Source organism: Micromonospora sp. NBC_01392 (genome assembly GCF_045040125.1).
Lineage (GTDB): Bacteria > Actinomycetota > Actinomycetes > Mycobacteriales > Micromonosporaceae > Micromonospora.
Genome location: NZ_CP109549.1, coordinates 5,139,190 through 5,163,065, shown reverse-complemented (window position 1 = coordinate 5,163,065; position 23,876 = coordinate 5,139,190). Strand labels below are relative to the sequence as shown.

Sequence of the window (23,876 nt, the reverse complement as noted above, 5' to 3'; positions counted from 1 at the left end):
CGGGCGAGGCGGCGCGGTCAGCCCCGGTCCAGCGGGATGACCTCCGTCGGGTCGTCGGCCGGCTCCCGCGGCGCGGGTGGTGGCGGCGGGGCGCTCCCGGCCCGCTGTTTGTCCGGCGTCCAGGCGAACGCGAGCGCGCCGCCGACCAGCGCCAGCAGCATGCCGATGACGAACCCGCCGAGGTTCGAGGTGAGCCAGGAGACCAGCCCGAGCAGCAGCGACAGCAGCGCGTAGAAGACGCGTTGCTGCGGGGTGGCGATCAGCAGCGCCCCGCAGAGCACGAGGATCGCCGGGACCAGGTAGGCGGCCAGTCCCTGCGGCCCGACGTGCAGCAGCACCCCGAGCGGCGCGCGCAGCGTCACCAGCATCTCGACGCCGCCGAGCGCGATGAGCAGGCCGGCGGTGAACGGGCGGGCCCGCCGCCAGTGGCGCCAGCGCCCGCCGGGGCGGGTGGCCGGCGCCGCGTGCTGTCCGACGGTCATCGTCAGCACCCGTCGGAGCTGAAGCCCATGTGCAGGTTGGGCAGCGTGAAGACCGCGGCGGTGGTGGCGTAGTTGTTCTGCCGCAGGTTGGTGATGGTCACCGAGTCGGCCTGCTGGGCGAAGACGCCGGGGTTGCCCTTCACGCCGGGGACCTGGTCGACGGTGCTGGCGTCCTGCCCGACGTTGATGTTGCGGAACGAGGCGTTGCCGGCGACCTCGTCGCCGTCGACGACGAGCGTGCGGGCGGTGACCGGCTTGCCGGAGCCGCCCGCGGTGATCCGCAGGTTGATTCCGCCCAGGCTGATGCTCTGGCAGAGGTTGGTCAGTTCGGCCTTGTCGATGGCCGACACGATCACCACCACCTGGCCGCCGGTGTCGCCCTGGTTGGGGCTGTCCGGGATCATCTGGTCGAGCGTGGCGAACTGCTCGAAGCCGGTGCCTTCGAGTTTGTCGGCGGTGACGGTGAACGGCATGCCGGAGATGGCGAACTGCGCGCCGAGCACGCCCTGCGCGGTCAGCACGACCATGCCGGCGGCGCCGGCCGCGACGGCGCCGAGCGTGACGGCGAAGCGGCGCCAGCGTACGCCGCTGCTCGGCTGGCCGGGCTCGATCGGTGCGGTCTGCTCCGACATGGCGGCTTCCTTTCGAGATCAATTCATGTGCGGCGATGTGAATTGGCTTCGCAGGATTTCGCGCCAGGGGCGCAGGCCGAAGTTACCGCTGGGTAAAGTGGCGGTCAACAGAGAGTTCGCCGGCATGTGCCAAATGCGGCCAAAGTGAAAAACCGCAGCGGTTTCTCACCGGATCGTCAGTCGGCTGCGCACGGCGCGGCCGTGCTCGGGCCGTCGTCCGGGCCGGCGCGCCGGGTGGCCCGGCGCGCGCCCTCGGGGCCGAGGAACGGCGCGGTGGCCGCGTACGTGAGCACCGGCAGCAGCAGCGGCAGCTCCTCGGCCCGCCCCTGTGCGACCCGGGCGCGGATGGTGGCGTGGATGCCGCCGACCACTGTGGACACCAGCACGTCCCGGTCCACCCCGGCGACCGCCGGCCCCGGTCCGGCGTCGGCGAAGAACCGGCGGAAGCTGTGCAGCAGCGCGTCGCGTTCCCGGCGGGCGTCCGGGCCGGCGGCGTCCACCTCGACCAGCGCCATCCGCGCGAAGGCGGGCACGCTGGCCAGCACGTCGAGCAGGGTGCGCAACGCGGCCCGGGCGGCGTCCGGCCAGGCCGGCCCGGCGTCGGCGTAGGCGGTCTCCATGAGCTGCGAGACCACCGCGATGCCATGCCGGTAGGTGGCGAGGAACGCGTCCTGCTTGCCGCTGAACAGGGCGTAGAAGGCCGGCCGGGTGACGCCTGCGGCATGGCAGATGTCGGTGACCCGGGCGTTGTCGTACCCCCGGGTGGCGACCTCGCGGACCAGCCCGTCGAAGAGGCGGTCGCGCTGGGTCGCGGCCACCTCCTCGGCCGGTACCCGCCGGGGCCCGCGCTTGATGGCGCGGTCCGGATCGCGGCCGTGCCGGGCCCCCGGCAGCGGTGCCGGCGGGGGCGGGCTCTGCATGGTCAAGATATCGGCCTTCCTTGATGCGTTGACTTTACGACCCTCTGAGGTTTATAACTTTCGACACGCTCAGTTCACAGCCCGTCACCATTGGTGATCACCACGGAAGGGCTCGAACGGCCGTCATTATCGCCGTCCGGCTCCACCACCACCCCCGTCCCACCGCCGGAAGGAACCACCATGCCCAGGTACGGACGCATCGGCGCGGGCCTCGCCGCCCTGGCGCTGCTGACCGGTCTGGTCGGCGCCACCCCCGCCACCGCCGCCCCCTCCACCTCGCTGGCCAGCGCCGTGCTGACCTACCCCACCGCGGCCGGCACCGCCGTGTCGGTCAACGACGTCATCCAGGCCAGCCTGAAGACCGGCACCAGCGCGACCTTCTACTCCTCGGCCAGCGGCACCACCGGCGTCAAGTGCGCCGCGTCCACGTTCAGCGCCAAGGTGCTGAGCAACCCGACCGCTCCCGGCACCGCCACCGAGAGCCTCACCGCGCAGTCGTTCACGAGCTGCACCAGCAACATCTTCGGCACCACCGGCGTGCAGAGCGTGGCCGTCAACAACCTGCCGTACACCACGTCGGTCACCAGCGGCGGCGTGGTCACCATCTCCGGCACCTCGGCCGCGCCGATCCAGAGCACCGTGGTGCTGAACTCGCTGCTCGGCCCGATCACCTGCGTCTACCGGACCAGCACCAACACGCTCACCGGCGTGGCGGCCAACGCCACCAACTCGATCGCGTTCACCAACCAGACCCTGACCAAGTTCTCCGGCCCGTCGCTCTGCTTCAGCACCGCGTACTTCACCGCGACGTACTCGCCGGTGCGCGACACCAGCAAGACCGGCAGCCCGGCGGTCTTCGTCAACTGACCACCCGGCCCCCGGGCCGGTGCGCGGCGGTTCGCCGTGCACCGGCCCCCCGCCGTGCGCCGACCCGATCGGGTACGTGGTGTCAGGTGGGCGGGGTCGCCGCGCGACACAGTGACAGTTGTCCCGGCCCCGGCGCGGTGGCAGCGTGCGGGAACCAGACCCGCCGCTGAAGGGTGCGCCCGATGACCGACGACCTGCTGGCCCGGCACCGGGCCGTGCTCCCGTCCTGGATGCCGCTCTACTACGCCGAACCACTCGAACTGGTCGCCGGCTCCGGCCGCCGGGTGACCGACTCGGCCGGTCGCAGCTACCTGGACTTCTTCGGCGGCGTGCTGACCAACATGATCGGCTACGACATCCCGGAGATCCGCGAGGCGGTGGAGCGACAACTGCGCACCGGCCTGGTGCACAGCTCCACGCTCTACCTGATCCGGCAGCAGGTCGACCTGGCCGAGAAGATCGCCCGGCTCTCCGGCATCCCGGACGCCCGCGTCTTCTTCACCAACTCCGGCACCGAGGCGAACGAGGCGGCGCTGCTGGTCGCCACCAACCACCGCCGCTCGCACCAGATCCTCGCGGTGCGCAACAGCTACCACGGCCGGTCGTACGCGACCATGGGCATCACCGGCAACCGCGGCTGGACGGCCAGCGCGCTCAACCCGTTGCAGGTGGCCTGGCTGCACTCCGGCGAGCGGCTGCGCGGCCTGCTGGCCCGGCTCGACGCCGCCGACCGGGTGGACGCCGCGGTCGAGGACCTGCGCGAGGTGCTCGCCACCCAGACCGCCGGCGACGTGGCCTGCCTGATCGCCGAGCCGATCCAGGGCGTCGGCGGCTTCACCTACGCCCCGGACGGGCTGTTCGCGGCCTGGAAGAAGGTGCTCGACGAGCACGGCATCCTGCTGGTCAGCGACGAGGTGCAGACCGGCTGGGGGCGCACCGGCGAGCACTTCTGGGGCTACCAGGCGCACGGCGTCACGCCGGACCTGCTCACCTTCGCCAAGGGCATCGGCAACGGCTTCGCGCTGGCCGGCGTGGTGGGTCGGGCCGAGGTGCTGGAGACGGTGCCGGCGATCAGCTTCTCCACGTTCGGCGGCAACCCGGTCTCCACCGCCGCCGGCAACGCGGTGCTCGACTACCTGCTCGACCACGACCTCCAGGCCAACGCCGCCCGGGTCGGCGCGATCCTCGCCGACGGCCTGCGGGCCGCCACCGCCGGCCTGGACCGGGTCGCCGAGGTCCGCGGCAAGGGCCTCATGCTGGCCGTCGAGTTCGTCCGCCCCGGCACCGTCGAGCCGGACCCGGAGCTGACCACCCGGGTGTTCGAGGCGTGCCGGGCCGGCGGCCTGCTGGTCGGCAAGGGCGGCCTCTACGGCAACGTGGTGCGGATGGGCCCGCCGCTGACGCTGACCGAGGACGAGGCCCGCGAGGGCCTGGCCGTCCTGGTCGACGCGATCCGGACCTGCGTGGCGGTGGCGGCATGACCGTCCTCGGGCACTACGTCGACGGCAAGCGGACCACCGGGGACTCGGAGCGGCGCGGCGACGTCTTCGACCCGGCCACCGGCCGGCGTACCGGTCGGGTGGCGCTCGCCGGGACCGCCGACGTGGCCGGCGCGGTGCAGGCCGCCGAGCGCGCGGCTCGCGGCTGGCGGGACGCCTCCCTGGCCCGGCGCACGGCGGTGCTGTTCGCCGTCCGGGAGCTGGTGCACGCCCGCCGGGACCGGCTCGCCGAGGCGATCACCGCCGAGCACGGCAAGGTGCTCGCGGACGCCGCCGGCGAGGTGCAGCGCGGCCTGGAGGTGATCGAGTACGCCTGCGGCATCGCCCCGGCGCTGCGCGGCGGGTTCAGCGAGAACGTCTCCACCGAGGTCGACTCGTACAGCCTGCGGCAGCCGCTGGGCGTGGTCGCGGTGATCTCCCCGTTCAACTTCCCGGTGATGGTGCCGCTCTGGTTCGTGCCGGTGGCGATCGCCTGCGGCAACGCGGTGGTGCTCAAGCCCAGCGAGAAGGACCCGAGCGCGGCGCTGCTGCTGGCCGAGTGGTTCACCGAGGCGGGCCTGCCCGACGGGGTGTTCAACGTGGTCAACGGCGACAAGGAGGCGGTCGACGCGCTGCTCGACCACCCCGGCGTCCGGGCCGTGTCGTTCGTCGGCTCCACCCCGGTGGCCCGGTACGTGCACCAGCGTGGCGCGCTGGCCGGCAAGCGGGTGCAGGCGCTGGGCGGGGCGAAGAACCACATGGTGGTGCTCCCCGACGCCGACCTGGACCTGGCCGCCGACGCCGCGGTCAACGCCGGGTTCGGCTCGGCGGGGGAGCGGTGCATGGCGATCTCCGCGCTGGTCGCGGTGGAGCCGGTGGCCGACGCGCTGGTGGCTCGCATCGCCGCGCGGATCAGCCGGCTGCGCACCGGGGACGGCCGACGCGGCTGCGACATGGGGCCACTGGTCACCGCCGCGCACGCGGAGCGGGTCCGCAGCTACGTGGAGTCCGGGATCGCGGCCGGCGCGGTGCCGGTGGTGGACGGGCGGGACGTCACCCCGGACGGCGACCCCGGCGGCTTCTGGCTCGGCCCGACGCTGTTCGACCATGTCACGCCGGAGATGTCGATCTACACCGACGAGATCTTCGGCCCGGTGCTGAGCGTGCTGCGGGTCGACTCGTACGACGAGGCGGTGGAACTGGTCAACGCCAGCCCGTACGGCAACGGCACCGCGATCTTCACCAATGACGGCGGCGCGGCCCGGCGCTTCCAGCACGAGGTGGAGGCCGGCATGGTCGGCATCAACGTGCCGATCCCGGTGCCGATGGCGTACTACTCCTTCGGCGGCTGGAAGGCGTCGCTCTTCGGCGACCTGCACGCGCACGGCGCCGACGGGGTGGCGTTCTTCACCCGGGGCAAGGTGGTCACCAGCCGCTGGCTCGACCCGCGCCACGGCGGGGTCAACCTCGGCTTCCCCACCCAGACCTGAGCAGCCGCAGCAGGCCCGCCCCGGCCAGGTACGCGACAAGCGCCGGGACGGGCAGGCCGAGCGGCTCCGGCGTGGCCTTCGGCGCGAGGCTGTTCAGCAGCAGTCCGGCGACCAGCCCGGCGTACCCGAGGACGGCGAGCGTGGTGCGCAGCCGCCGGCCGCCGTCGCCGGCCGGCCCGGTCGGGGGTGGGCGGCGGGTGCGGGCCTCGACCGGGCCGAAGACGGCGACCAGCGCGGCCAGCAGCACGGTCAGGGCGAGCAGCCACGGCACCCGCCAGCCCCACCAGGCCGCCGAGCCGACCGGGGGAGTGGGCAGCACGCCGAGCGCGTCCAGCAGGCCGATCAGCAGGATCGCGGCGGTCAGGTGCCACAGGAAGACGGTGAGCACCACCGCGTTGACCGCGATCACCGCCTGCCACGGGCCGGGCCGCCGCAGCCAACGGCCGGCCGGGCGGCGCAGCACCAGGATCAGCCCGAGCTGGGCGGTGGCGGCGGCGAGCAGCGCCAGACTCGGCGGCGCGGCGTTGTCCAGCCGTTCGCCGGGCACGTGCAGCATCGCCACCGGGTACGGCCCGACGACGGTCAGCAGCACCAGCGCGACCGACCCGACCGCCAGCAGCGTGCCGCCGGCCCGGCGACCCAGTGGCAGCCGGCGACGGCGCGGACCGGCCCGTTCGGCGGCGGCGCCCGGGCGGGGGTCGGCGGTCGCGGCCGTGCGGTCCGGGCCCGGGGCGGCTGTTCCGGCGGGGTGGGCCGCCGACCGGCTCGCGTCGAACCAGGCGAAACCGAGCTGGTGCACGGCCAGCCAGGCGAACAGGTAGTTGCCGTCGGCCAGGACCGCCGGGCCGAGGAGCCGACCGAGGTCGCCGAGCGCGACGAGCGCGACCAGCCCCACCGGCACGGCCAGCCCGAACCGGCGGTGCAACGCGGTCATCGGCGGGGTCAGCGCCACCACCACGAAGTAGGCGACCAGGAACCAGAGCGGGATGGTGGCGAACCAGACCACGGTCCGGACCTGCGCCGGGTCGGCGCCGCGCGCCGAGGCGACCGCCGCGCCGGCGGCCAGCACCAGCAGCAGTGTGGTGGTCGGCCGGACCAGCCGGGCGCTGCGGTCCACCAGCCAGCCGGTCGTGGTCCCGCCCCGGTCACGGCGGGCGGCCAGCGAGGCGGCGTTGGCGTAGCCGCCGACCAGGAAGAACACCGGCATCACCTGGGCCAGCCAGGTCAGCGGCCAGGCCCAGGGCAGGTCGGCGAGCGCCGAGTGGCCGGCCGGGCGGCCGTGGTCGTACCCGATCGCGGTCACGCCCCAGTGGCCGAGCACGACCATCGTGATGGCCAGCGCCCGGAGCAGGTCGACGTAGCGCTCCCGCCCCGGCGGCGTGCGCTCGGCGAGCTGCCGCAGGCGGCGCATGGACCCAGGCTATGCCAGCCGAAGACGGTTGGTGGTCGGGTCGGTCCGGTGGCCCCCTGCGGGCCGGCTCACTGGGCGGATCGGCGCAGGACGGCGCAGGAGATGGTGCCGGTGACGGCCACGGCGGTGACAATCACCGCGACGTCGGTGTGTCCGGGAAGTGGAGTGGCGAGCACTGCGGCGATCTGCAGGGCGGCGCTGGCCGAGCCGGCATCTCCGCAGGACAGCGGTGGTATCCGCGCGGTGGCATCCGGACCGAACAGGCCGTCGAGGACGTGCTTCTCGTACCGGCCCAGGTCGCCGGCTGCCGGGGAAGCCACGACCGCCCACACCTGGTCGGGCGCGAGATCGCAGGCTTCGAGCGCCTCCTGGACACAATCGCGTAGTTCGGTGGTGGGCCCGGCGGCAGGAAAGGCGCGATGGGCTGTGTGCAGGACGTCGACGAGCGGCCGGCGGTTTGGCGCCGAGGCCCCGGACTCGAGCAGGAAGAGGGCGCATCCCTCGCCGATGGCGCCGCTGGCGTTCTCGGGTTGGTCGTGCCGGGTCTCCAGCAGCGCGCGGGTGTGGCTGTACTCCTCGACGGCACCGACGACGACCCGGTCGGCTCGCCCGTTGTCCAGCAGTCGGCGGGCGTAGCTCAGCGCGGCCAGTGCGTCCGTGCGACCGGTACTGATGGTGGTGTTCGGTCCGGTGAGTCCATGCCAGATCGCGACCAGCCCGGCCGCGCAGTTGGGCACGCCGCTCGGGATGACGGCGGGGTTGACGTGGAACGGTCTCGCCGCACGCAGGGAGCTGCGGGTGAAGTCCCGCATGGCCTGGGTGCTGCCGGCGGTGGCCAGGACCACGGCGGTTCGTGCCGGATCGTCGGCAGCGCCGAGTACCGCGACCAGGTCTCGGGCCGCTACGACGGCGAGGCCGCTGACCCGGTCCATGGCCCGGGTGCCCTTCCTGCCGAGCAGAGCTCTCGGGTCGAAGTCGGGCACCAGGTGTGCGGTGTGAGGCGGCAGGCGCGCCGAGGCTCGGGTGGCGGGCGCCGCCTCACCGGTGCGGAGCGCCCGGGTGAGCGCGGCTCTGCCCAGGCCGAACGGGGAGATGGCGGTCCAGGCGGTGATGCTGGGTGATCCGGAGCAGGTGGTGCTGCTCATCGGTAGGTCCTTCCTGACGCGGGCGGGTCAAAACCGGCCGAAGACGACGACGGCGTTGTTCCCGCCGAAGGCGAATCCGTTGTTCTGAACGATGTGGACATCGGCGTCGACGGAATGGTTCGGCACGCAGTCCACGTCGCAGGCGGGATCGGTGCGGATGTGGTTGATCGTGGGCGGTATGAACCGGTGGGTGATCGCCAGGACGGACGCGATGCCGCCGAGTGCGCTGGCGGCGCCCATCGTGTGGCCGAGCATGGACTTGATGCCGACCGTGGGCGGCGGCCTCGTCCCGTACACGTCACGGATCGCGCGACTCTCGGTGGCGTCGTTGGCTCTCGTGCCGGTGGCATGCGCGCAGATGAGGTCGACATCGTCAGTCTTGACGCCGGAGTCGGCCAGCGCCAGCCGTATACAGTTGGCGATGCCTGACTGATGCGGCGTGAGCTGATGGTAGGCATCACAGGTGAGCCCGTAGCCGAGCACCTCGGCGTAGATCCGAGCGCCGCGCGCCTGGGCGGCGGTGGCCGTTTCCAGCACGAGGAGGCCGGCGCCTTCCCCGTTGACCAGCCCTCGCCGATCGGCGTCGAACGGTTGGCACACCCGGGGCGCCGACAGGCCGAGCCGGTAGAAACCAGTGAAGTTGCGCCGGCACAATGCGTCCGCGCCGCCGCAGAGGACGAAATCGACGCTTCCCGAGCGCAGCGCGTCCAGCCCGGCGCCGATAGCGTAGTTGCCGGCGGCGCAGGCGGTGCCGATCGTGGCGGTCTCCACCTTGGTCAGCCCGAGTTCCCGGGCGGCGGCGACGGCGAGCGTACCGGCGGGCACCTGGGCGACGAGCCCGGGATCTACGCTGGCCGGACCGTGCGCGAGTTCGAGAGCGACGAGCTGGTCGAGTTCGTGGGAGCCGCCGTCGGTCGTGCCGACGGCCACCAGTCCCTTCCGCTCGATCAGCGCGTCGTCGGTGAAACCTGCGTCAGCGACCGCCATCCTCGCCGCGACCGCCGTGAACAGGGCAGCCCTTCCGAGTTTCGCGGGCGACGTCCGTCGCAGCCAGGAGGCCGCGTCGAAGGCGGGGATCTGATGCGCACTGGCGTGCGCAAATCCCGTGGTGTCGAAGAGAGAGACCGGGGCGGCGCCACACCGGCCGGCTCGCAACGCCGTGAGGAAGTCCGTCGGTCCCATGGCGGTGCTGCTGACCACGCCGAGGCCGGTAACGACGACCCGCGGTCGTGGGGCGCCGCCGGTCATGCCGGGCTCGTGGCGGGGTCGGACCAGGCCTGTGCCAGTACGTCGCGCACTCCGCTGAGGTTGACCATCCGGTTCGCCTCGTCGTAGTCGATGATGACGTCGAATTCCTTCTCCAGCGCTGCGTGGATCTCGATGATGCTCACCGAGTCGACCCCGTGGTCCTCTTTGAAGAGGCTGTCCTCGGTGACCTCCGCCTCGTCGAGTTCCAGCAGATCAAGCACGATCTCCCGGACGCGATCCCGTGTGTCATTCATTGTCATCCTCCATTTGTGATGAATACGTGACGGTCGTGGACCTGGTTCGCTGCCTCCTGGCGCATGGCGGCCCGAGGTCGCCATGCGCCAGGAAGGCTCTAGTCGATCTTGGTGTTTCGGGTGACCAGGGCCGGTGTGTACAGGACGCCGACATCACCGGACCAGCGGTAGGTGTTGTCCGAAAGATCATGAATCAGCACCCGGGATTGGATGTATCCCTGGTACGTGAATGCCTGCTTCCCCGGACCCACCGAGAAGTTGTAGGTCTCCTGGACCTCCTTCGACCACTGCTCGCTGAAGGTCAGGGTGACGCTGAACTTCAGGCCGACTTTGGCGAACTCGACGTCGACCTCCGCGAAGACTTCGGCACTGATGCTCTGTGTGGTGGTGAAGACGAAGCCGGTGGTGATGCTCTTCTCGTAGCTCGTGGTCGCGTCCGAGACCCGGTTGTCGATGTACCCGATGTTTTGGAGGTCCTGGCCGTAGAGAATGATCCTCTTCTGCTGGCTGTTCGAGTCCGAGACTACTGGTGCGCCGCTGAGGAAGACCTCCTGTGTCGGGTCCGGGCAGGTCTCCCAAACCTTGATCTTCGAAGGAACGGGTGGCATGGTTCAACTCCTTGGTGTCTGGATTTCAATGTGCTGAATCAGTTGGGTGGGCATTCGGTGTTGTCGGCCGGCCAGAGGCCGTACTGCGGATTTTCCGCGTACCAACTCTTGGTGATGTCGCAGATGGGATCGCATTTGCCAGTAATGAGCTTGTTGTCCAGGCAGAGATTGCTGAATCCGATAGCTCCGGGGTATTGGATGCCGCGGGCCATCATGGTCAGCTTCACCTGGTGCGTGTCCCCGCCGTGCTTCTCTTTCCGCTTGTAGTTCTCCACCGAGAGGGCGTAGTCGATGGCAATGATTCCCACTCCGTCTGCCGTCTGGTTTGCCGGATTGTAGTTCTGCGCGAGATAGATGAGCCGGTTCTTGTTGATCGTGTAGTCGTCCACCGACTTCTGCATGGGTTCGATGTAGGTGCTGACGAGACCTTCTAGGTCATTGCCGTTGATCTGGGTGGCCACGGTGGTGGTGGCGGCGGTGCACGTCTTCTTGAAGAAGTCGATGACCGCCTCCCGGGTCTTCATGAATTCCGGTCCCTGGCTCAGGTCGGTGGAGTAGCCCGGGAACTGCTGCGTCCGGGCCTGGTACCGAGCCGGAAGTTGGGCGAAGTGGTCCTTGTAGATGACGTTTCCCAGCATCGCCGTGTACGGCCCGGTGACGACTCCCGTGCTGTCTGGTGTCCAGGTGGTGGTTGCCAGCGGCCGTACATCCTGCTCCGCGAGCCCGGCGAGAAACGAGAGGGCCGGTGAGCCGAGGCCGGCGACTCGGGCGGCTAGGCCCAAGCGCTGGCCGCCAGCGCCGCCCAGGACGCGTTCGACAAGAGGATGAGCATTCGGGGCGGGCCGGCCGACGACGTCGAGCAGTTCGGCCGCCGTGTCGTCGTTACGGACGAGCTCCTGTACGAATTCCCGTGTGCCAGGGTGTCGGCCAGCGAGCATGAGTGCGAGATTCTGGGTTGAATGATCGGCGTCCTGCAAGGTCTCGACGAGCCCTTGTGCATCATCGGACAGGAGCCGTGACAGGGCCTCTCCCGGGCTGATCTGAGCTGCGGTCGCCTGCTTTTTTACGCCCTCTGTCCGTTCCGCGACCATGAACGCCTGAAGGTGCGACGGCATCAGTTGCGACCGTACTTCGTCGATGGCACCTTGCAGGCTGGCGGTGCTGGTGTCGGGGCACCTCAACCCGACGTCCGCCATGTTCCCCTTCATGCTCTCCGGGGTGATTACCGTCGGTTTTACTGATTTGAGAAGCTCGATTCTTACTTTGCTTGGCACGCGCGGCATGATGCCTCCTCGTGGTTCGGGATAGGGCCGCTCAGTGATTCGGGCCCGGCTGTCGGTTGGAGCATATGGCGGCTCTTGGAAGGTCTCGGAAGCGACGCGAAAACTGTCACCCGCAAGGGTGGTGCGAACCTTTCCTTGAATGCCGTTCATGCGTTCGGCGAACCTTAAGTTCGTTTTCTAAATACCCAACGGCAATTTCGGTGCTGCGGTTCCCTGACCGATCGAGACTGGTGGGATGGCTGGTCGTGGTCGCCCCAAGGCGCTGTTGGTTCTTACGGAGCAAGAACGTCAGACATTGGTTTCCTGGTCGAAGCGACGCAAGAGCCCGCAGGCGTTGGTGCTGCGTTGCCTTATCGTCCTCGCCTGCGCGGACGGGCTCTCCAACGCCGAGGTTGCCGAGCGGCTTCAGATCTCACGACCGACGGTGGGCAAGTGGCGGTCGCGGTTCGTCGAGCGCCGGCTGGACGGTCTGGCCGACGACGACCGTCCGGGAGCGCCGCGGAAGATCACCGACGAGCAGGTGGAACAGATCGCGGCCGCTCCGCTGCGATCGTCCGCGACCGCTCCCGCGCGGTGGTCACGGTCGTTGATGGCGGAGCGGACAGGACTGTCCCCGTCCACCGTGGGGCGGATCTGGAGGGCCTTCGGCATCGGGCCTCATCTCGGTGGGACGGCGACTCCCCTCAGGGGTGGGCGATCGCCGGACCGGAGAATCCACGACGTGGTGGGCGTGTACCTGGATCCGCCGCAGCGGGCGCTCGTGTTGCGTCTTGGAGAACGACCGCCGGCGCGGGGCTCCTGCGCCAGGCCGGGTGACGCGGAGGAGCGCGATCCGATGTCCGCGGGGACCGGTGCTCTGCTGGACGCGCTCGACCTGGTGTCCGCCCACGTGCGTGGTGGCTCCGGGCCCGGTCGGCGTCGGGCCACCGACTACCGCGCGTTCCTGACAGGAGTCGACCGGGCGGTGCCACCCGGCGTGAGGCTGCTCGTCATCTGCGACACCTACGCGGTCCACATGACCGACATCATCCAGCGTTGGCTCGCGGCTCACCCCCGGTTCCGCGTGGAGTTCACACCGACCGGCTCGTCGTGGCGCGACTCGGTGGGTCAGCGCCTCGGTGGCCCGGCTGCCGCAGCGGTGGAGCGGAGGGTGGACGACGCCGTGGCCGCCGTGGCGGCGGAGGTCCGGGACTGGACCCAGTCAAGTGACGGACGGCGTCCGTTTGCCTGGACGACGAAAGCCGCCGAGTGCCGCCGCGAGGCGGAGCCCTTTCGGAAACGAACTTGAGGCGCGACGCCGGTGGCGATGGCCGGGACGGATAACGGATCGGCCATGAGGTCTTGTGGTCCGCGTCGCGTCGGCGTAGAAATTCTTCAACGAAAATGTGCCCTGTGAAGAGAAGCGACGGAATCACCGAGGAGATGCGATGAACAGGCGTGAGATCCTCCGGCGCAGTGCCGCCGCCGGTCTGCTGGCCACCCCCGCCGCCGGGCTGCTCGCCGGCTGCGCCACCTCCGGTGGCGACGACAAGGGCGACGGCGGCACGTACCAGGGCACCAAGAGCGAGCAGAACCCGCTCGGCGTCAAGGAGGACGCGCCACTCGAAGTGGTGATCTTCAACGGCGGCTTCGGCGAGGAGTACGCCAAGGCCCACGAGGCCATGTACCGGGAGAAGTACCCGAAGGCGGAGATCAAGCACTCGGCCACCCAGGAGATCAGCAAGACGCTCCAGCCGCGCTTCGTCGACGGCAGCCCGCCGGACGTGGTCAACAACTCCGGCGCCGGCCAGATCGACTTCAACGGCCTGGTCTCGCAGAACGCGCTGGCCGACCTCGGTGAGCTGCTCGCCGCGCCCAGCCTCGACGTACCGGGCAAGACGGTCAAGGACACGCTGCTGCCCGGCACCGTCGAGGTCGGCTCCTACGACGGCCGGTTCCTGGTGCTGAACTACACCTACACGGTGTACGGCATCTGGCACTCGACCAAGCTCTTCGCCGACCGCGGCTGGAACTACGCCAAGACCTGGGACGAGCACATCGCGCTCTGCCGGCAGATCAAGGCCGCCGGCATCGCCCCCTGGACGTACGCCGGCCTGCACCCGCGCTACATGAGCTGGCCGGTGATCTCCACCGCGATCAAGGTGGGCGGCCCGTCGGTCGCGCTGGCCATCGACAACCTGGAACCCAACGCCTGGAAGTCGGACGCCATGAAGACCGCCGCCGACGCCTGGCACCAGATCGTCAAGGACAAGTTCATCCTGGCCGGCTCCCCGGGCCTGGACCACAAGCAGTCCCAGACCGCCTGGTGCCAGGGCAAGGCCGCGTTCATCTCCTGCGGCTCCTGGCTGGAGAGCGAGCAGAAGGACGTCACCCCGGCCGGCTTCAACATGACGGTCGCGCCGACGCCGAGCCTGGGCAGCGGCGACAAGCTGCCGTTCGAGGCGATCCGGGGCACCGCGGGCGAGCCGTTCATGGTGCCGGCGAAGGCGAAGAACACCGCCGGCGGGCTGGAGTACTTCCGGACCATGCTGTCGCGCAAGGGCGCCCAGGACTTCACGAAGAAGGTCGCCAGCCTGCCCGTGGTCGCCGGCGCCACCGACGGCGTCGAGTTGCCGTTCGGGCTGGCCACCGTGGTCAAGGCGCTGGACGCGTCCGGCGCCAACGGGTTCAACTGGGTCTACAACAACTACTACCGCAAGCTGGAGCGCAACCTGGTCGACGCGGCCTGCGGCGAGTTCTTCAGCGGCCGGATCTCCCCGACCGAGTTCCTCGACCAGTGCCAGCGGGGCGCCGACTCGATCGCGCAGGACAACTCCGTCAAGAAGTACAAGCGGGCCGCGTGACGATCGGATGCGACACGGCCGACTCCCGCTGATCCTCAGCTTCCTGCTGCCACCGCTGGCGATCTACGGCATCTTCGTGCTCTCGCCGTACCTCCAGGCGTTCCAGATCTCGACCACCGACTGGCTGGGCTACTCCGCGCAGGCCGACCAGGTCGGCCTGGCGAACTTCCGCACCCTGCTGCACGACGGGTACGTCTGGAACGCGTTGAAGAACAACGCGATCCTGCTCGCGGTGGTGCCGGTGGTGACCATCGCGCTGGGTCTCTTCTTCGCGAGCATGCTCACCATGGGCGGGCGCAAGGGCCGCGCCGGGGTGACCGGGGTACGCGGCACCGCGCTCTACCGGCTGGTCTACTTCTTCCCGCAGGTGCTCTCCGTGGTGATCATCGCGTTGCTGTGGAAGGAGATCTACAGCCCGACCAGCGGCCTGCTCAACGGCGCCCTGCGCGCGATCGGGCTGGCCGAGCCGCCGGCCTGGCTGGGCGATCCGCGGTTCGCGTTCTGGTGCGTGCTGGCCGTGATGGTGTGGAGCAACGTCGGGTTCTACGTGGTGCTGTTCGGCGCCGCCATGCAGGCCATCCCGCGCGACATCTACGAGGCGGTGCTGCTCGACGGCGCGTCCCGCGCCACCATGCTGCGGAAGATCACCATCCCGCTGCTCTGGGACACCATCCAGGTGGCCTGGATCTACCTGGCCATCGCCGCGCTTGACGGTTTCATCCTGGTGCAGCTCATGACCAACGGCGGGCCGAACTTCTCCTCCGACGTGATCGGCCTGCGGATGTACGACACCTCGTTCGGCAGCGAGAACAAGTTCGGGTACGCCTCCGCGATCGGCGTGGCCATGTTCTTCCTGACCCTCTCGGTGGCGGTGCTGGCGCTGCGCACCGCCCGGCGTGATCGGATCGAGTACTCGTGAGCACCGTACGGGCCGGGGTGCCGGCCGACCGTCCGCCGCGCCGCGAGACGGGCGTGGCCAACGTCTTCTCGCACGGCTTCCTGCTGCTGTGGGCCGCGATGACCATCCTGCCGCTGGCCTGGATGCTGCTCAGCTCGTTGAAGAGCAACGGCGAGATCATCGCCGACCCGTGGGGCCTGCCGGAGGCGCTGCGGTTCGACAACTGGGCGCGCGCCTGGACCACCGCCCACATCGGCCGGTTCTTCCTGAACAGCCTGGTGGTGGTGGCCGGCTCGCTGAGCCTGACCATGCTGCTCGGCGCCACCGCCGCGTACGTCTTCGCCAGGTACGAGTTCCGTGGCCGCCAGGTGGTGTACTACCTGTTCGTCGGCGGCATGATGTTCCCGGTGTTCCTGGCCCTGGTGCCGCTCTTCTTCGTGGTGCGCAGCGTCGGCCTGCTCGGCACCTGGCCGGGGCTGATCCTGGTCTACACGGCGTACTCGCTGCCGTTCACGGTGTTCTTCCTGACCGCCTTCTTCCGGACGCTGCCGACCTCGGTGGCGGAGGCCGCGATGATCGACGGATGCGGCCACTTCCGGCTCTTCTTCCGGGTGATGCTGCCCATGGCGCGACCGGGACTGATCAGTGTCGGCATCTTCAACTTCCTCAGTCACTGGAACCAGTTCCTGCTGCCCCAGGTGCTCATCCCCGGCGACGGCCCGAACCGGATGCTCGCCCAGGGGCTCAGCTCGCTGGCGGTCAGCCAGGGTTATGCCGGCGACTACGCCCAGCTCTTCGCCGGGCTCACCATCGCGGTGCTGCCGGTGCTGGTGGTCTACGTGGCGTTCCAGCGGCAGATCCAGGCCGGCCTGACCGCCGGGCAGCTCAAGTGAGGTGGTTGCCACAGGCAACGGGACAGTGCGGATGATCGCGCTCCAATAAGGTGAGCCGGCACACTCACCTTGTTGACAGGAAACTCCATGTTTTTTCTCATCTACACGCTGTTGTTGCTGCTCGGCGGCATCGCGATGGTCGCCGTGGGCGTCGCCATCAAGGAGCAGGGGACCGGGTCGCGCATCCTCAACGTGATCGTCGGCCTGGCCTTCTTCGCGTACGGCTTCTACCTGCTGTTCCTCTTCGACGGCGGCAGCTACCGGATCTTCTTCTACGTCTTCATCCTGCCGATCCTGCTGATCGTGCGCGCGGTGAAGGCCCGCCGGGAGGCTCGCGAGCAGGCCGCCGCGCACCAGTTCGCCGGCGCGCCGCAGCCCGGCATGTTCCCCCCGGCCGCCCCCGGTCAGCCGGCGCCGTACGGCATGGCGCCGCAGAGCCAGCCGGGCCAGCCGGGCCACCCGGCGCCGCAGCCCCAGTACGGGCAGCCCGCCCCCCAGAGTTGGCAGTCGGCCCCCCAGAGCTGGCAGTCGGCCCAGCCGGGGAATGCGGCCCAGCCGGGCCAGCCGATGGCGCAGCACCCGGGCCAGCCGGGACCGTCCGGTGGTCCGATCGGCTGACCACGTTTGCCCAGGGCCGGTCGACCTCGTGTCGTCCGGCCCTTCGCTTGCCCGGCGACACAGTCACGTGTCCGATTCTGATCGCTGCGGAGGGGCCGGGTCCACTGCGCCGTCCGTGCCCACGGCCGCGTCTGCGCCCCGCCCCGGTGGCGTCGGCCAGCGTGGGATGGTGAGCCCCGAGGGCGGTATGAAGTGCCTACGAACTTGAGTGCAGGGATGGGTCATCGCGCCGACCCACCTATGCGTTCAAGTTCGTAGGCACTTCGACCGGAAGTGCGGCCGGAGGCGGTTGCTTGCCGTTACCCCGCCGGTATGAGTGACGTCGTGACCGGAACCGGCCGTGAGTGGGTGCGAACCGTCGGCGGCGCCGGACGGGTGGGGTCATTCCCCCTCCGGCCCTCCGGCCCTCCGGCCCTCCGGCCGCGGGTGACGTCGACGATCCGGCAGGCCGGTGAGCCCGTCTCCCGTCGCCCGTCGGCTTCAGGGCATGGGAGCGGCGGTCAGGTCGGGGGTGGGACGAGCCGGGCGTGCAGTGCCGCCGGGTCGGTGACCTCGGGCAGGTCCCGGGCGGCGAGCCAGGCCGCGGCGGCGGCGCCGTCCCCGGCGGAGTGCAGCGGGGCGGCCGGCCAGCGGCGGGCCAGTTCGGCGCGGACGACGGTGGCCAGCGGGGTGTCGCCGGTGAGCAGGCCGCCGCCGAGCACCACCGGGTCGGTCGCGTCGGCGGGACGGATCCGGGAGACGCTCTCGGCCAGCAGCGCGGCGGCCTCGGCGATGATCGCCCTGGCGGTTTGCTCGCCCTGGCGGGCGGCGGTGACGACGAGTGGCGCGAGTCGGGCCAGGTCCACCGGCGGTCGTCGGGTGACCGCCTGCACCACGGCCCCGGCGGTCTCCCGGGGGCGGGCGGCCACCTCGGTCGAGCCGGTCAGTTCCGCCAGCACGCGGCGGGCCAGCTCCCCCGGCGCCTCGGCCCGGTCCAGGTCGGTCAGGAGCCGGCGGACCGCCTCCCGTCCCAGCCAGAACCCGGAACCCGCGTCGCCGAGCAGCCAACCGTGGCCGTCGGCGACGCGGTCCAGGCGGAGCGCGTGCACCTGGGCGGCGATCGCGCCGGTGCCGGCGATCAGCACGGTGCCGTCCGGGGCGGCGGTGCCGGAGGCGTACGCGACCAGGGCGTCGCCGTGCACCGTGTACGGGCAGCGCAGCCCCGCCTCGGCCCACGCCCGGTCGAAGGCGGCGCGCCCCTCGGGATCGGCGCGGAGGCGGCCGGCGCCGGCGAGGCCGATCACGCCGGCGCGTACCCGGGTCGGGTCGACCTCGGCGAGCGCCGCGCGGAGAGCGGCGAGCAGCTCGGCGGCGGCCCGGTCGGCGCCGTGGCTGGTCGGGTTGCCGCCCCCGGCCCGGCCGGTGCCCAGGCGTGCGCCGTCGAGGCTCACGGCGGTGGCGCGGGTGGACGTGCCTCCCACATCGAGGCCGACCACGACGGTGTCCGACATGGTCCTCATGCTGTCCGGCCAGGCCCTCCGCGCGCAAGATCGCGGCCGTGCGCCAGGTAACAGTTTGAAAACTTCGCCCACGCTCTTGACACGGAGGGGCCGTCAGTAAGAACTTTTACCACTAACAGTTAACACTCTTTTCCGAAAGGCTTTCGCCGATGGCCGAGCACGAGGTCGAGACTTCCGCGGGGACCGCGGTGGTCGATGCCGCGCCGGCCGACCGGCGGAGCGTCGACGGGGTGCTGGCCCGGGTCCGGGCCGGCGCGGGGGAGCTGACCGGGGCGCTGCGCCGGGTGGCCGAGCACGTGCTCAGCGACCCGGAGGCGGCGGCCCGGGCCACCATCGTCGAGCTGGCCGAGCGGAGCGGCACGTCACCGGCGACCATCACCCGGTTCTGCCGGGCGATGGGCTTCGAGGGCTACGCCGACCTGCGGCTCGGCATCGCCGCCGAGACCGGCCGGGCCCGCTCGGCGGGCTGGACCGTCGACATCGGCCGGGAGATCCAGCCCGGCGACCCGCTGTCCCGGGTGCTCGACCAGATCATGGCCGCCGACACGCGGGCCATGCACGACACCGCCGCGCTGCTCGACCTGCACGAGGTGGAGCGGGCGGCGATGGCCATCGCCGGGGCGAACCGGGTGAACATCTTCGGCGCCAGCGGCAGCGCGCTGGTCGGCGAGGAGATGCAGTTCAGCCTGCACCGCATCGGGGTGGCCGCCTGGGCCTGGAGCGACGTGCACGAGGGGCTGGCCAGCGCCGCGCTGCTGGGCGTCGGCGACGTCGCGCTCGGCATCTCGCACACCGGCCAGACCCGGGAGACCATCGAGCTGCTCGCCGAGGCGGGCAGTCGCGGGGCCACCACCGTCGCGCTGACCGGCTTCCCGCGCTCGCCGCTGGCCGAGCTGGCCGACATCGTCCTGGTCACCGCCAGTCAGGCCACCACGTTCCGGCCGGACGCGCTCTCCGCCCGGCATCCGCAGCTCGTCGTGCTCGACCTGCTCTACATCGCGGTGGCGCAGCGCACCCACGACCGCGCCCACGCGGCCTTCCGGCGTACCGCCCAGGCCGTCGACGGGCACAAGGCCGCCAAGGGGGCCCACTCATGATCAGTGCCCAGCGGTACGCGGACGCCGTCCGCCCGGTCCTCGACCGGCTCGTGGACAGCCAGGCGGACGCGGTGGACCGGGCGGCGGACCTGATCGCCGGCGGACTGCGTGCCGGCGGCGTCCTCCAGGCGTTCGGCGCCGGCCACTCGGAGGCGTTCGCCGCCGAGCTGGTGGCCCGCGCCGGTGGCCTGGTCCCCAGCAACCGACTCTCCCTGCACGACCTCGTGCTGCACGGCGACGCGCCCCGCGACGTGCTCGCCGACCCCAAGCTGGAACGCGACCCGACGGTGGCGCACCGGCTGTTCGGGTTGGCGGCGCCGCAGCCCGAGGACGTCTTCGTGGTCGCCTCGCAGTCCGGCATCAACGGCTCGGTGGTCGAGCTGGCGACGCTGGTCAAGCGCGGTGGCCACCCGTTGATCGCGGTCACCTCGGTCGAGCACACCGCCCGGGTCGCCTCTCGGCACCCCTCCGGGCACCGGCTCGCCGACCTCGCCGACGTCGTGCTGGACAACGGCGCGCCGTACGGCGACGCACTGCTGCCGCTCGAGGGCGGCGGCGCGGTCTGTGCGGTCTCCTCGGTCACCGCGGCGCTGTTGGCGCAGCTGCTGACCGCGGAGGTCGTACGACGGTTCCACCAGGCCGGAGAGGTACCCCCTGTCTACCTCTCCGCCAACGTCCCCGGTGGGGACGAGCACAACCTCGCCCTCGAGTCGCGGTACGCCGGGCGCCTCCGGCGAACCGCCTGACCCGACACCACAAGGAGAGACAAAGATGTCGGTTATCCCCGAGAAGTCTGACCTGAGCCGTCGGACGCTGCTCCAGCGCGCCGGCGCGGCCGGTCTGCTGGCCATCCCGGCGGCCGGTCTGCTCAGCGCCTGCGCCGGCAGCGAGCCGAGCAAGTCCGACGGCGGCGGCGCGGCCAAGAGCAAGGACAACCCGTTCGGCGTCAAGGACGGCAGCGCGGTCAAGGTGGTCGTCTTCAACGGCGGGCTGGGCGACCAGTGGGCCAAGGAGGACAAGGTCGTCTTCAACGCCAAGCACCCGAACGTCACGGTCAACATGTCTTCCACCCAGAAGATCAAGACCGAAGAGCAGCCCAAGATGGCGACCCAGCCGAGCGACCTGGTGATGAACTCGGGCGCCGACATGATGGACCGCAGCACGCTGATCAACGAGGGCGCCATCGAGCCGCTCGACGACCTGCTCACGGCGCCCGCCTGGGACGGCGAGGGCACGGTCGGCGACTCGCTGCTGCCGGGCACCGTCGGCGACGGCACCCAGAACGGCAAGTTCTACGTGGTGAACGTCGCCTACACGGTCTGGGGCAACTGGTACAACGCGGCGCTGTTCAAGAAGGAGGGCTGGACGGCGCCGACGACCTGGGACGAGTTCTTCGCCCTGGCGCCGAAGATCAAGGCCAAGGGCATGGCGCCGTACGTGCACGACGCGGCGCACGGCTACTACCCGCGCTGGGCGCTGTTCGCCAGCATCTGGAAGGCGGTCGGCAAGCAGGCCGTCGTCGACATCGACAACCTGAAGGACGGCGCCTGGAAGGCCGACGGGATCGTCGCCGCGCTGGAGCCGTGGGAGAAGCTGGTCAAGGACAAGCTGCTGCTGCCGGGCAAGCTCGACCACACCCAGTCGCAGCAGGCGTTCCTCGACGGCAAGGCGGCGTTCATCCAGGTCGGCACGTGGCTGAAGAACGAGATGGCGGCGACCATCCCGCCCGGCTTCGAGCTCACCATGTCGGACTACTGGAGCAAGCCCGGCGACAAGGCCGCCAAGGACGTCTTCGCCGCCTCCGGCGAGGGCTTCGTGGTGCCCAGCAAGGCGCCGAACAAGGAGGCCGCGAAGGAGTTCCTGCGGGCCATCCTGTCCAAGGCCGGGTCGGCGAAGTTCGCCGAGCTGACCAAGTCGCTGGCCTCCACCAAGGGCTCCGGTGACAACGTCCAGGACACGGCGCTGGCCAGCGCCAACAGCCTGGTCAAGGGCGGCAGCGGCGAGCTGATCTCGGTGAAGTTCCCGGACTTCTACGCCGACCTGGACAAGGAGAGCCAGAACCTCTCCGAGGAGCTGATGGCCGGCCGGCTCACCGCGGCGCAGTTCGTCGACAAGATGCAGGCGGCCGCCGACAAGGTCGCCAAGGACTCGTCGATCAAGAAGCAGACCCGCACCGCCTGACGCTGTTCGAGGAAGTGAGTCCAATGCGGCACGGAGTCGCGCGTTTCGTCACGGGCTTCCTGGCCCTGCCCGTCGCGCTGTACCTGTTCTACGTGGTGTGGCCGTTCGCCCAGGCGGCGGGTTACTCGCTGACCGACTGGGGTGGGTACTCGGATTCCCAGCGCTTCGTCGGGCTGGACAACTACGTCCGGCTGTTCTCCGACGAGCTGATCCGGAAGGCGTTCTGGCACAACGTGTTCTTCCTGGTCACCGTGCCGCTGTTCACGATCGCGCTGGCCCTGTTCCTCGCGTTCCTGCTCAACGTGGGCGGACGCGAGGACAGGGCCGGCATCCGCGGGGTCTTCGGCTCCGCGCTCTACAAGGTGATCTTCTTCTTCCCGCAGGTGCTGTCGCTTGTGGTCATCGCCGTGATGTGGCAGCAGATCTACCGGACCGACGGGCAGGGCCTGATCAACGGCCTGCTGATCAAGATCGGGCTGGTGGACGCGGACAACCCGATCGCGTTCACCGCCGACCCGGAGCCGTTCCTCGGCGTGCCGGCGGTGCTGTGGTGGCTGCTGCTCATCGCGGTGTGGAGCGGCGCCGGCTTCTACATGGTGCTCTTCTCGGCCGCCATGCAGTCGATCCCGAAGGACATCTACGAGGCCGCGATCCTCGACGGCGCGGGCCGGTTCCACACGTTCTTCAAGGTGACGCTGCCGCTGCTGCGGGACAGCATCTCGGTCGCCTGGGTCTACCTGGGCTTCATCGCGCTGGACATGTACGCGCTGGTCTTCGTCATGACGCCGAGCCAGGGCGGGCCGAACCACGCCAGCGAGATCTTCGCGTCGGTGCTCAACTTCACCGCGTTCCAGAAGGGCCAGTTCGGCTACGCCTGCGCGATGGGCGTCGCGCTGGCCATCTTCACGATCCTGCTCGCCGCCGTGCAGTTGAGGATCACCCGTCGTGACCGTATCGAGTACTGAAGGAGGCGCGGCGATGAGCACGGCGACATCCGATCTCGACCGGGCCGGACAGGCCACCAGCGGGTCCGGGGCTGCCCCCGTACGCCGGGGGGAGCGGCACCGCGGCGGAGTCGGCGCCCGGATCTTCAACGGCTTCTCCCACATCTTCCTGGTGGTCTGGGCCGTGATGGTCATCTACCCGCTGTTGTGGGTGGTGATGTCCGCGCTCAAGGACGACTCGGAGGTCATCCGCGAGCCGCTGTCCCTGATCCCGGACAAACTACACTTCGAGAACTTCGGCCGGGCCTGGACCGAGGGGCACCTCGGCTCGTTCTTCCTGAACACCCTGCTGGTGCTGGTCGGCAGCGTCACGCTGACCATGCTGCTCGGCTCGATGGCCGCGTACGCGCTGGCGCGGTTCGAGTTCCGCGGCAACCGGCTGATCTACTACATGTTCCTGTCCGGCCTGACGCTGCCGATCTACCTGGCCGCGGTGCCGCTGTTCAAGGGCGTCTACAACACCGGGGTCAGCTTCCCGCTGCTCGGCCCGAACAAGCACGTGATGCTGATCCTGGTCTACGTGGCCTGGTCGCTGTCCTTCACGATCTTCTTCATGCACTCGTTCTTCCGGACGCTGCCCGACTCGATCGCGGAGGCGGCGTCGGTGGACGGGGCCTCGCACACCCGCACGTTCTTCAGCGTGATGCTGCCGATGGCCAAGCCGGGCCTGATCAGCATCGGCATCTTCAACGTGCTGGGCCAGTGGAACCAGTGGTACCTGCCGACGCTGCTCATGCAGTCGGTGGCCGGTGAGCCGAAGCACCAGGTCATCGCGCAGGGGCTGATCGAGTTGTCGGTCAACCAGGGCTACAAGTCCGACTGGTCCGGATTGTTCGCCGGCGTGACCATGGCGATGCTGCCGGTGCTGATCGTGTACATCGTCTTCCAGCGCCAGGTGCAGTCCGGCCTCACCGCCGGCGTCGGCAAGTAGCCCCACCGTCGCGGGGAAGGAGGGGCCCCCTGTTAACACCTCGCGGTGAGAAGGTGCCCCTTCTCTACCGCAGGCGTTAACAAGGGGCCCCTCC

The 23,876-nt window shown here is 70.2% G+C and carries 23 protein-coding genes; 13 read left to right on the top strand and 10 right to left on the bottom strand.

The annotated features are described in order from the left end of the window. Positions 1 to 17: 17 nt before the first annotated feature. From OG767_RS22045 to OG767_RS22035, 3 genes are all read right to left on the bottom strand, one after another. The gene (locus OG767_RS22045; protein WP_405090310.1) at positions 18 to 482 is read right to left on the bottom strand and encodes a DUF6114 domain-containing protein; all 465 of its coding nucleotides are present in this window, start codon (positions 480 to 482) and stop codon (positions 18 to 20) included. A gap of 2 nt (positions 483 to 484) precedes the next feature. Further along, positions 485 to 1,114, bottom strand: a complete 630-nt coding sequence (locus tag OG767_RS22040; protein WP_405090309.1) for a DUF6230 family protein — start codon at positions 1,112 to 1,114, stop codon at positions 485 to 487. A 176-nt stretch (positions 1,115 to 1,290) separates the two neighbouring features. After that, positions 1,291 to 2,034, bottom strand: a complete 744-nt coding sequence (locus OG767_RS22035; RefSeq protein ID WP_405090308.1) for a TetR/AcrR family transcriptional regulator — start codon at positions 2,032 to 2,034, stop codon at positions 1,291 to 1,293. Between the two features lie 180 nt (positions 2,035 to 2,214). Between OG767_RS22035 and OG767_RS22030 the strand changes: the two genes are divergently transcribed. The 3 genes from OG767_RS22030 to OG767_RS22020 all read left to right on the top strand — a co-directional run bounded on the left by OG767_RS22030 (position 2,215) and on the right by OG767_RS22020 (position 5,869). Then, positions 2,215 to 2,901, top strand: coding sequence for a Tat pathway signal sequence domain protein (locus OG767_RS22030; protein ID WP_405090307.1), 687 nt, complete (start codon positions 2,215 to 2,217; stop codon positions 2,899 to 2,901). 182 nt (positions 2,902 to 3,083) lie between these two features. After that, a complete protein-coding gene (locus OG767_RS22025) occupies positions 3,084 to 4,382 on the top strand; it encodes an aspartate aminotransferase family protein (protein ID WP_405090306.1) in 1,299 nt (432 codons plus the stop codon). Further along, a complete protein-coding gene (locus OG767_RS22020; RefSeq protein WP_405090305.1) occupies positions 4,379 to 5,869 on the top strand; it encodes a CoA-acylating methylmalonate-semialdehyde dehydrogenase in 1,491 nt (496 codons plus the stop codon). Before OG767_RS22025 ends, OG767_RS22020 begins: the two co-directional genes overlap by 4 nt. On the opposite strand, the gene OG767_RS22015 is transcribed toward OG767_RS22020, so the two are convergent. The 6 genes from OG767_RS22015 to OG767_RS21990 all read right to left on the bottom strand — a co-directional run bounded on the left by OG767_RS22015 (position 5,841) and on the right by OG767_RS21990 (position 11,968). Then, positions 5,841 to 7,280 (bottom strand): acyltransferase, encoded by a 1,440-nt coding sequence (locus OG767_RS22015; protein WP_405090304.1) that lies wholly within the window; start codon positions 7,278 to 7,280, stop codon positions 5,841 to 5,843. The genes OG767_RS22020 and OG767_RS22015 overlap by 29 nt on opposite strands. Positions 7,281 to 7,348: 68 nt before the next feature. Continuing rightward, positions 7,349 to 8,425, bottom strand: a complete 1,077-nt coding sequence (locus OG767_RS22010; RefSeq protein WP_405090303.1) for a beta-ketoacyl synthase N-terminal-like domain-containing protein — start codon at positions 8,423 to 8,425, stop codon at positions 7,349 to 7,351. A 27-nt stretch (positions 8,426 to 8,452) separates the two neighbouring features. After that, positions 8,453 to 9,673 (bottom strand): beta-ketoacyl-[acyl-carrier-protein] synthase family protein, encoded by a 1,221-nt coding sequence (locus tag OG767_RS22005; protein ID WP_405090302.1) that lies wholly within the window; start codon positions 9,671 to 9,673, stop codon positions 8,453 to 8,455. Continuing rightward, positions 9,670 to 9,927, bottom strand: coding sequence for an acyl carrier protein (locus tag OG767_RS22000; protein WP_405090301.1), 258 nt, complete (start codon positions 9,925 to 9,927; stop codon positions 9,670 to 9,672). The genes OG767_RS22005 and OG767_RS22000 overlap by 4 nt, the downstream gene beginning before the upstream one ends. A 98-nt stretch (positions 9,928 to 10,025) precedes the next feature. Then, on the bottom strand, positions 10,026 to 10,535 hold the full coding sequence (locus tag OG767_RS21995) for a hypothetical protein (RefSeq protein ID WP_405090300.1): 510 nt from the start codon (positions 10,533 to 10,535) through the stop codon (positions 10,026 to 10,028). 38 nt (positions 10,536 to 10,573) lie between these two features. Beyond that, positions 10,574 to 11,968, bottom strand: a complete 1,395-nt coding sequence (locus OG767_RS21990; RefSeq protein ID WP_405090298.1) for a hypothetical protein — start codon at positions 11,966 to 11,968, stop codon at positions 10,574 to 10,576. 85 nt (positions 11,969 to 12,053) lie between these two features. On the opposite strand from OG767_RS21990, the gene OG767_RS21985 reads away from it, so the two are divergent. From OG767_RS21985 to OG767_RS21965, 5 genes are all read left to right on the top strand, one after another. Next, positions 12,054 to 13,106: an IS630 family transposase gene (locus OG767_RS21985; protein WP_405090297.1), complete on the top strand. Its 1,053-nt coding sequence runs from the start codon at positions 12,054 to 12,056 to the stop codon at positions 13,104 to 13,106. A 139-nt stretch (positions 13,107 to 13,245) separates the two neighbouring features. Continuing rightward, the gene (gene ngcE / locus OG767_RS21980; protein ID WP_405090296.1) at positions 13,246 to 14,661 is read left to right on the top strand and encodes an N-acetylglucosamine/diacetylchitobiose ABC transporter substrate-binding protein; all 1,416 of its coding nucleotides are present in this window, start codon (positions 13,246 to 13,248) and stop codon (positions 14,659 to 14,661) included. A gap of 7 nt (positions 14,662 to 14,668) precedes the next feature. After that, complete coding sequence (locus OG767_RS21975) at positions 14,669 to 15,580, top strand: carbohydrate ABC transporter permease (protein ID WP_405090295.1); 912 nt, start codon at positions 14,669 to 14,671, stop codon at positions 15,578 to 15,580. Positions 15,581 to 15,678: 98 nt separating this feature from the next. Beyond that, on the top strand, positions 15,679 to 16,452 hold the full coding sequence (locus OG767_RS21970) for a carbohydrate ABC transporter permease (RefSeq protein WP_199199721.1): 774 nt from the start codon (positions 15,679 to 15,681) through the stop codon (positions 16,450 to 16,452). Between the two features lie 87 nt (positions 16,453 to 16,539). After that, entirely contained in the window at positions 16,540 to 17,070 is a 531-nt protein-coding gene (locus tag OG767_RS21965) for a hypothetical protein (RefSeq protein WP_405090294.1), read from the top strand. 500 nt (positions 17,071 to 17,570) lie between these two features. On the opposite strand, the gene OG767_RS21960 is transcribed toward OG767_RS21965, so the two are convergent. Next, positions 17,571 to 18,560, bottom strand: coding sequence for an N-acetylglucosamine kinase (locus OG767_RS21960; RefSeq protein ID WP_405090293.1), 990 nt, complete (start codon positions 18,558 to 18,560; stop codon positions 17,571 to 17,573). A 158-nt stretch (positions 18,561 to 18,718) separates the two neighbouring features. On the opposite strand from OG767_RS21960, the gene OG767_RS21955 reads away from it, so the two are divergent. The 5 genes from OG767_RS21955 to OG767_RS21935 are packed head-to-tail and all read left to right on the top strand — an operon-like array spanning position 18,719 to position 23,782. After that, positions 18,719 to 19,666, top strand: a complete 948-nt coding sequence (locus tag OG767_RS21955) for a MurR/RpiR family transcriptional regulator (protein ID WP_405090292.1) — start codon at positions 18,719 to 18,721, stop codon at positions 19,664 to 19,666. Continuing rightward, a complete protein-coding gene (locus OG767_RS21950) occupies positions 19,663 to 20,412 on the top strand; it encodes a sugar isomerase domain-containing protein (protein WP_405090291.1) in 750 nt (249 codons plus the stop codon). The genes OG767_RS21955 and OG767_RS21950 overlap by 4 nt, the downstream gene beginning before the upstream one ends. A 25-nt stretch (positions 20,413 to 20,437) precedes the next feature. Beyond that, positions 20,438 to 21,847, top strand: coding sequence for an N-acetylglucosamine/diacetylchitobiose ABC transporter substrate-binding protein (gene ngcE / locus OG767_RS21945; protein ID WP_405090290.1), 1,410 nt, complete (start codon positions 20,438 to 20,440; stop codon positions 21,845 to 21,847). A gap of 23 nt (positions 21,848 to 21,870) precedes the next feature. Then, positions 21,871 to 22,812, top strand: a complete 942-nt coding sequence (locus OG767_RS21940) for a carbohydrate ABC transporter permease (RefSeq protein ID WP_107156895.1) — start codon at positions 21,871 to 21,873, stop codon at positions 22,810 to 22,812. A gap of 13 nt (positions 22,813 to 22,825) precedes the next feature. After that, positions 22,826 to 23,782, top strand: a complete 957-nt coding sequence (locus OG767_RS21935) for a carbohydrate ABC transporter permease (RefSeq protein WP_374709224.1) — start codon at positions 22,826 to 22,828, stop codon at positions 23,780 to 23,782. The last annotated feature ends 94 nt before the right edge of the window (positions 23,783 to 23,876 follow it).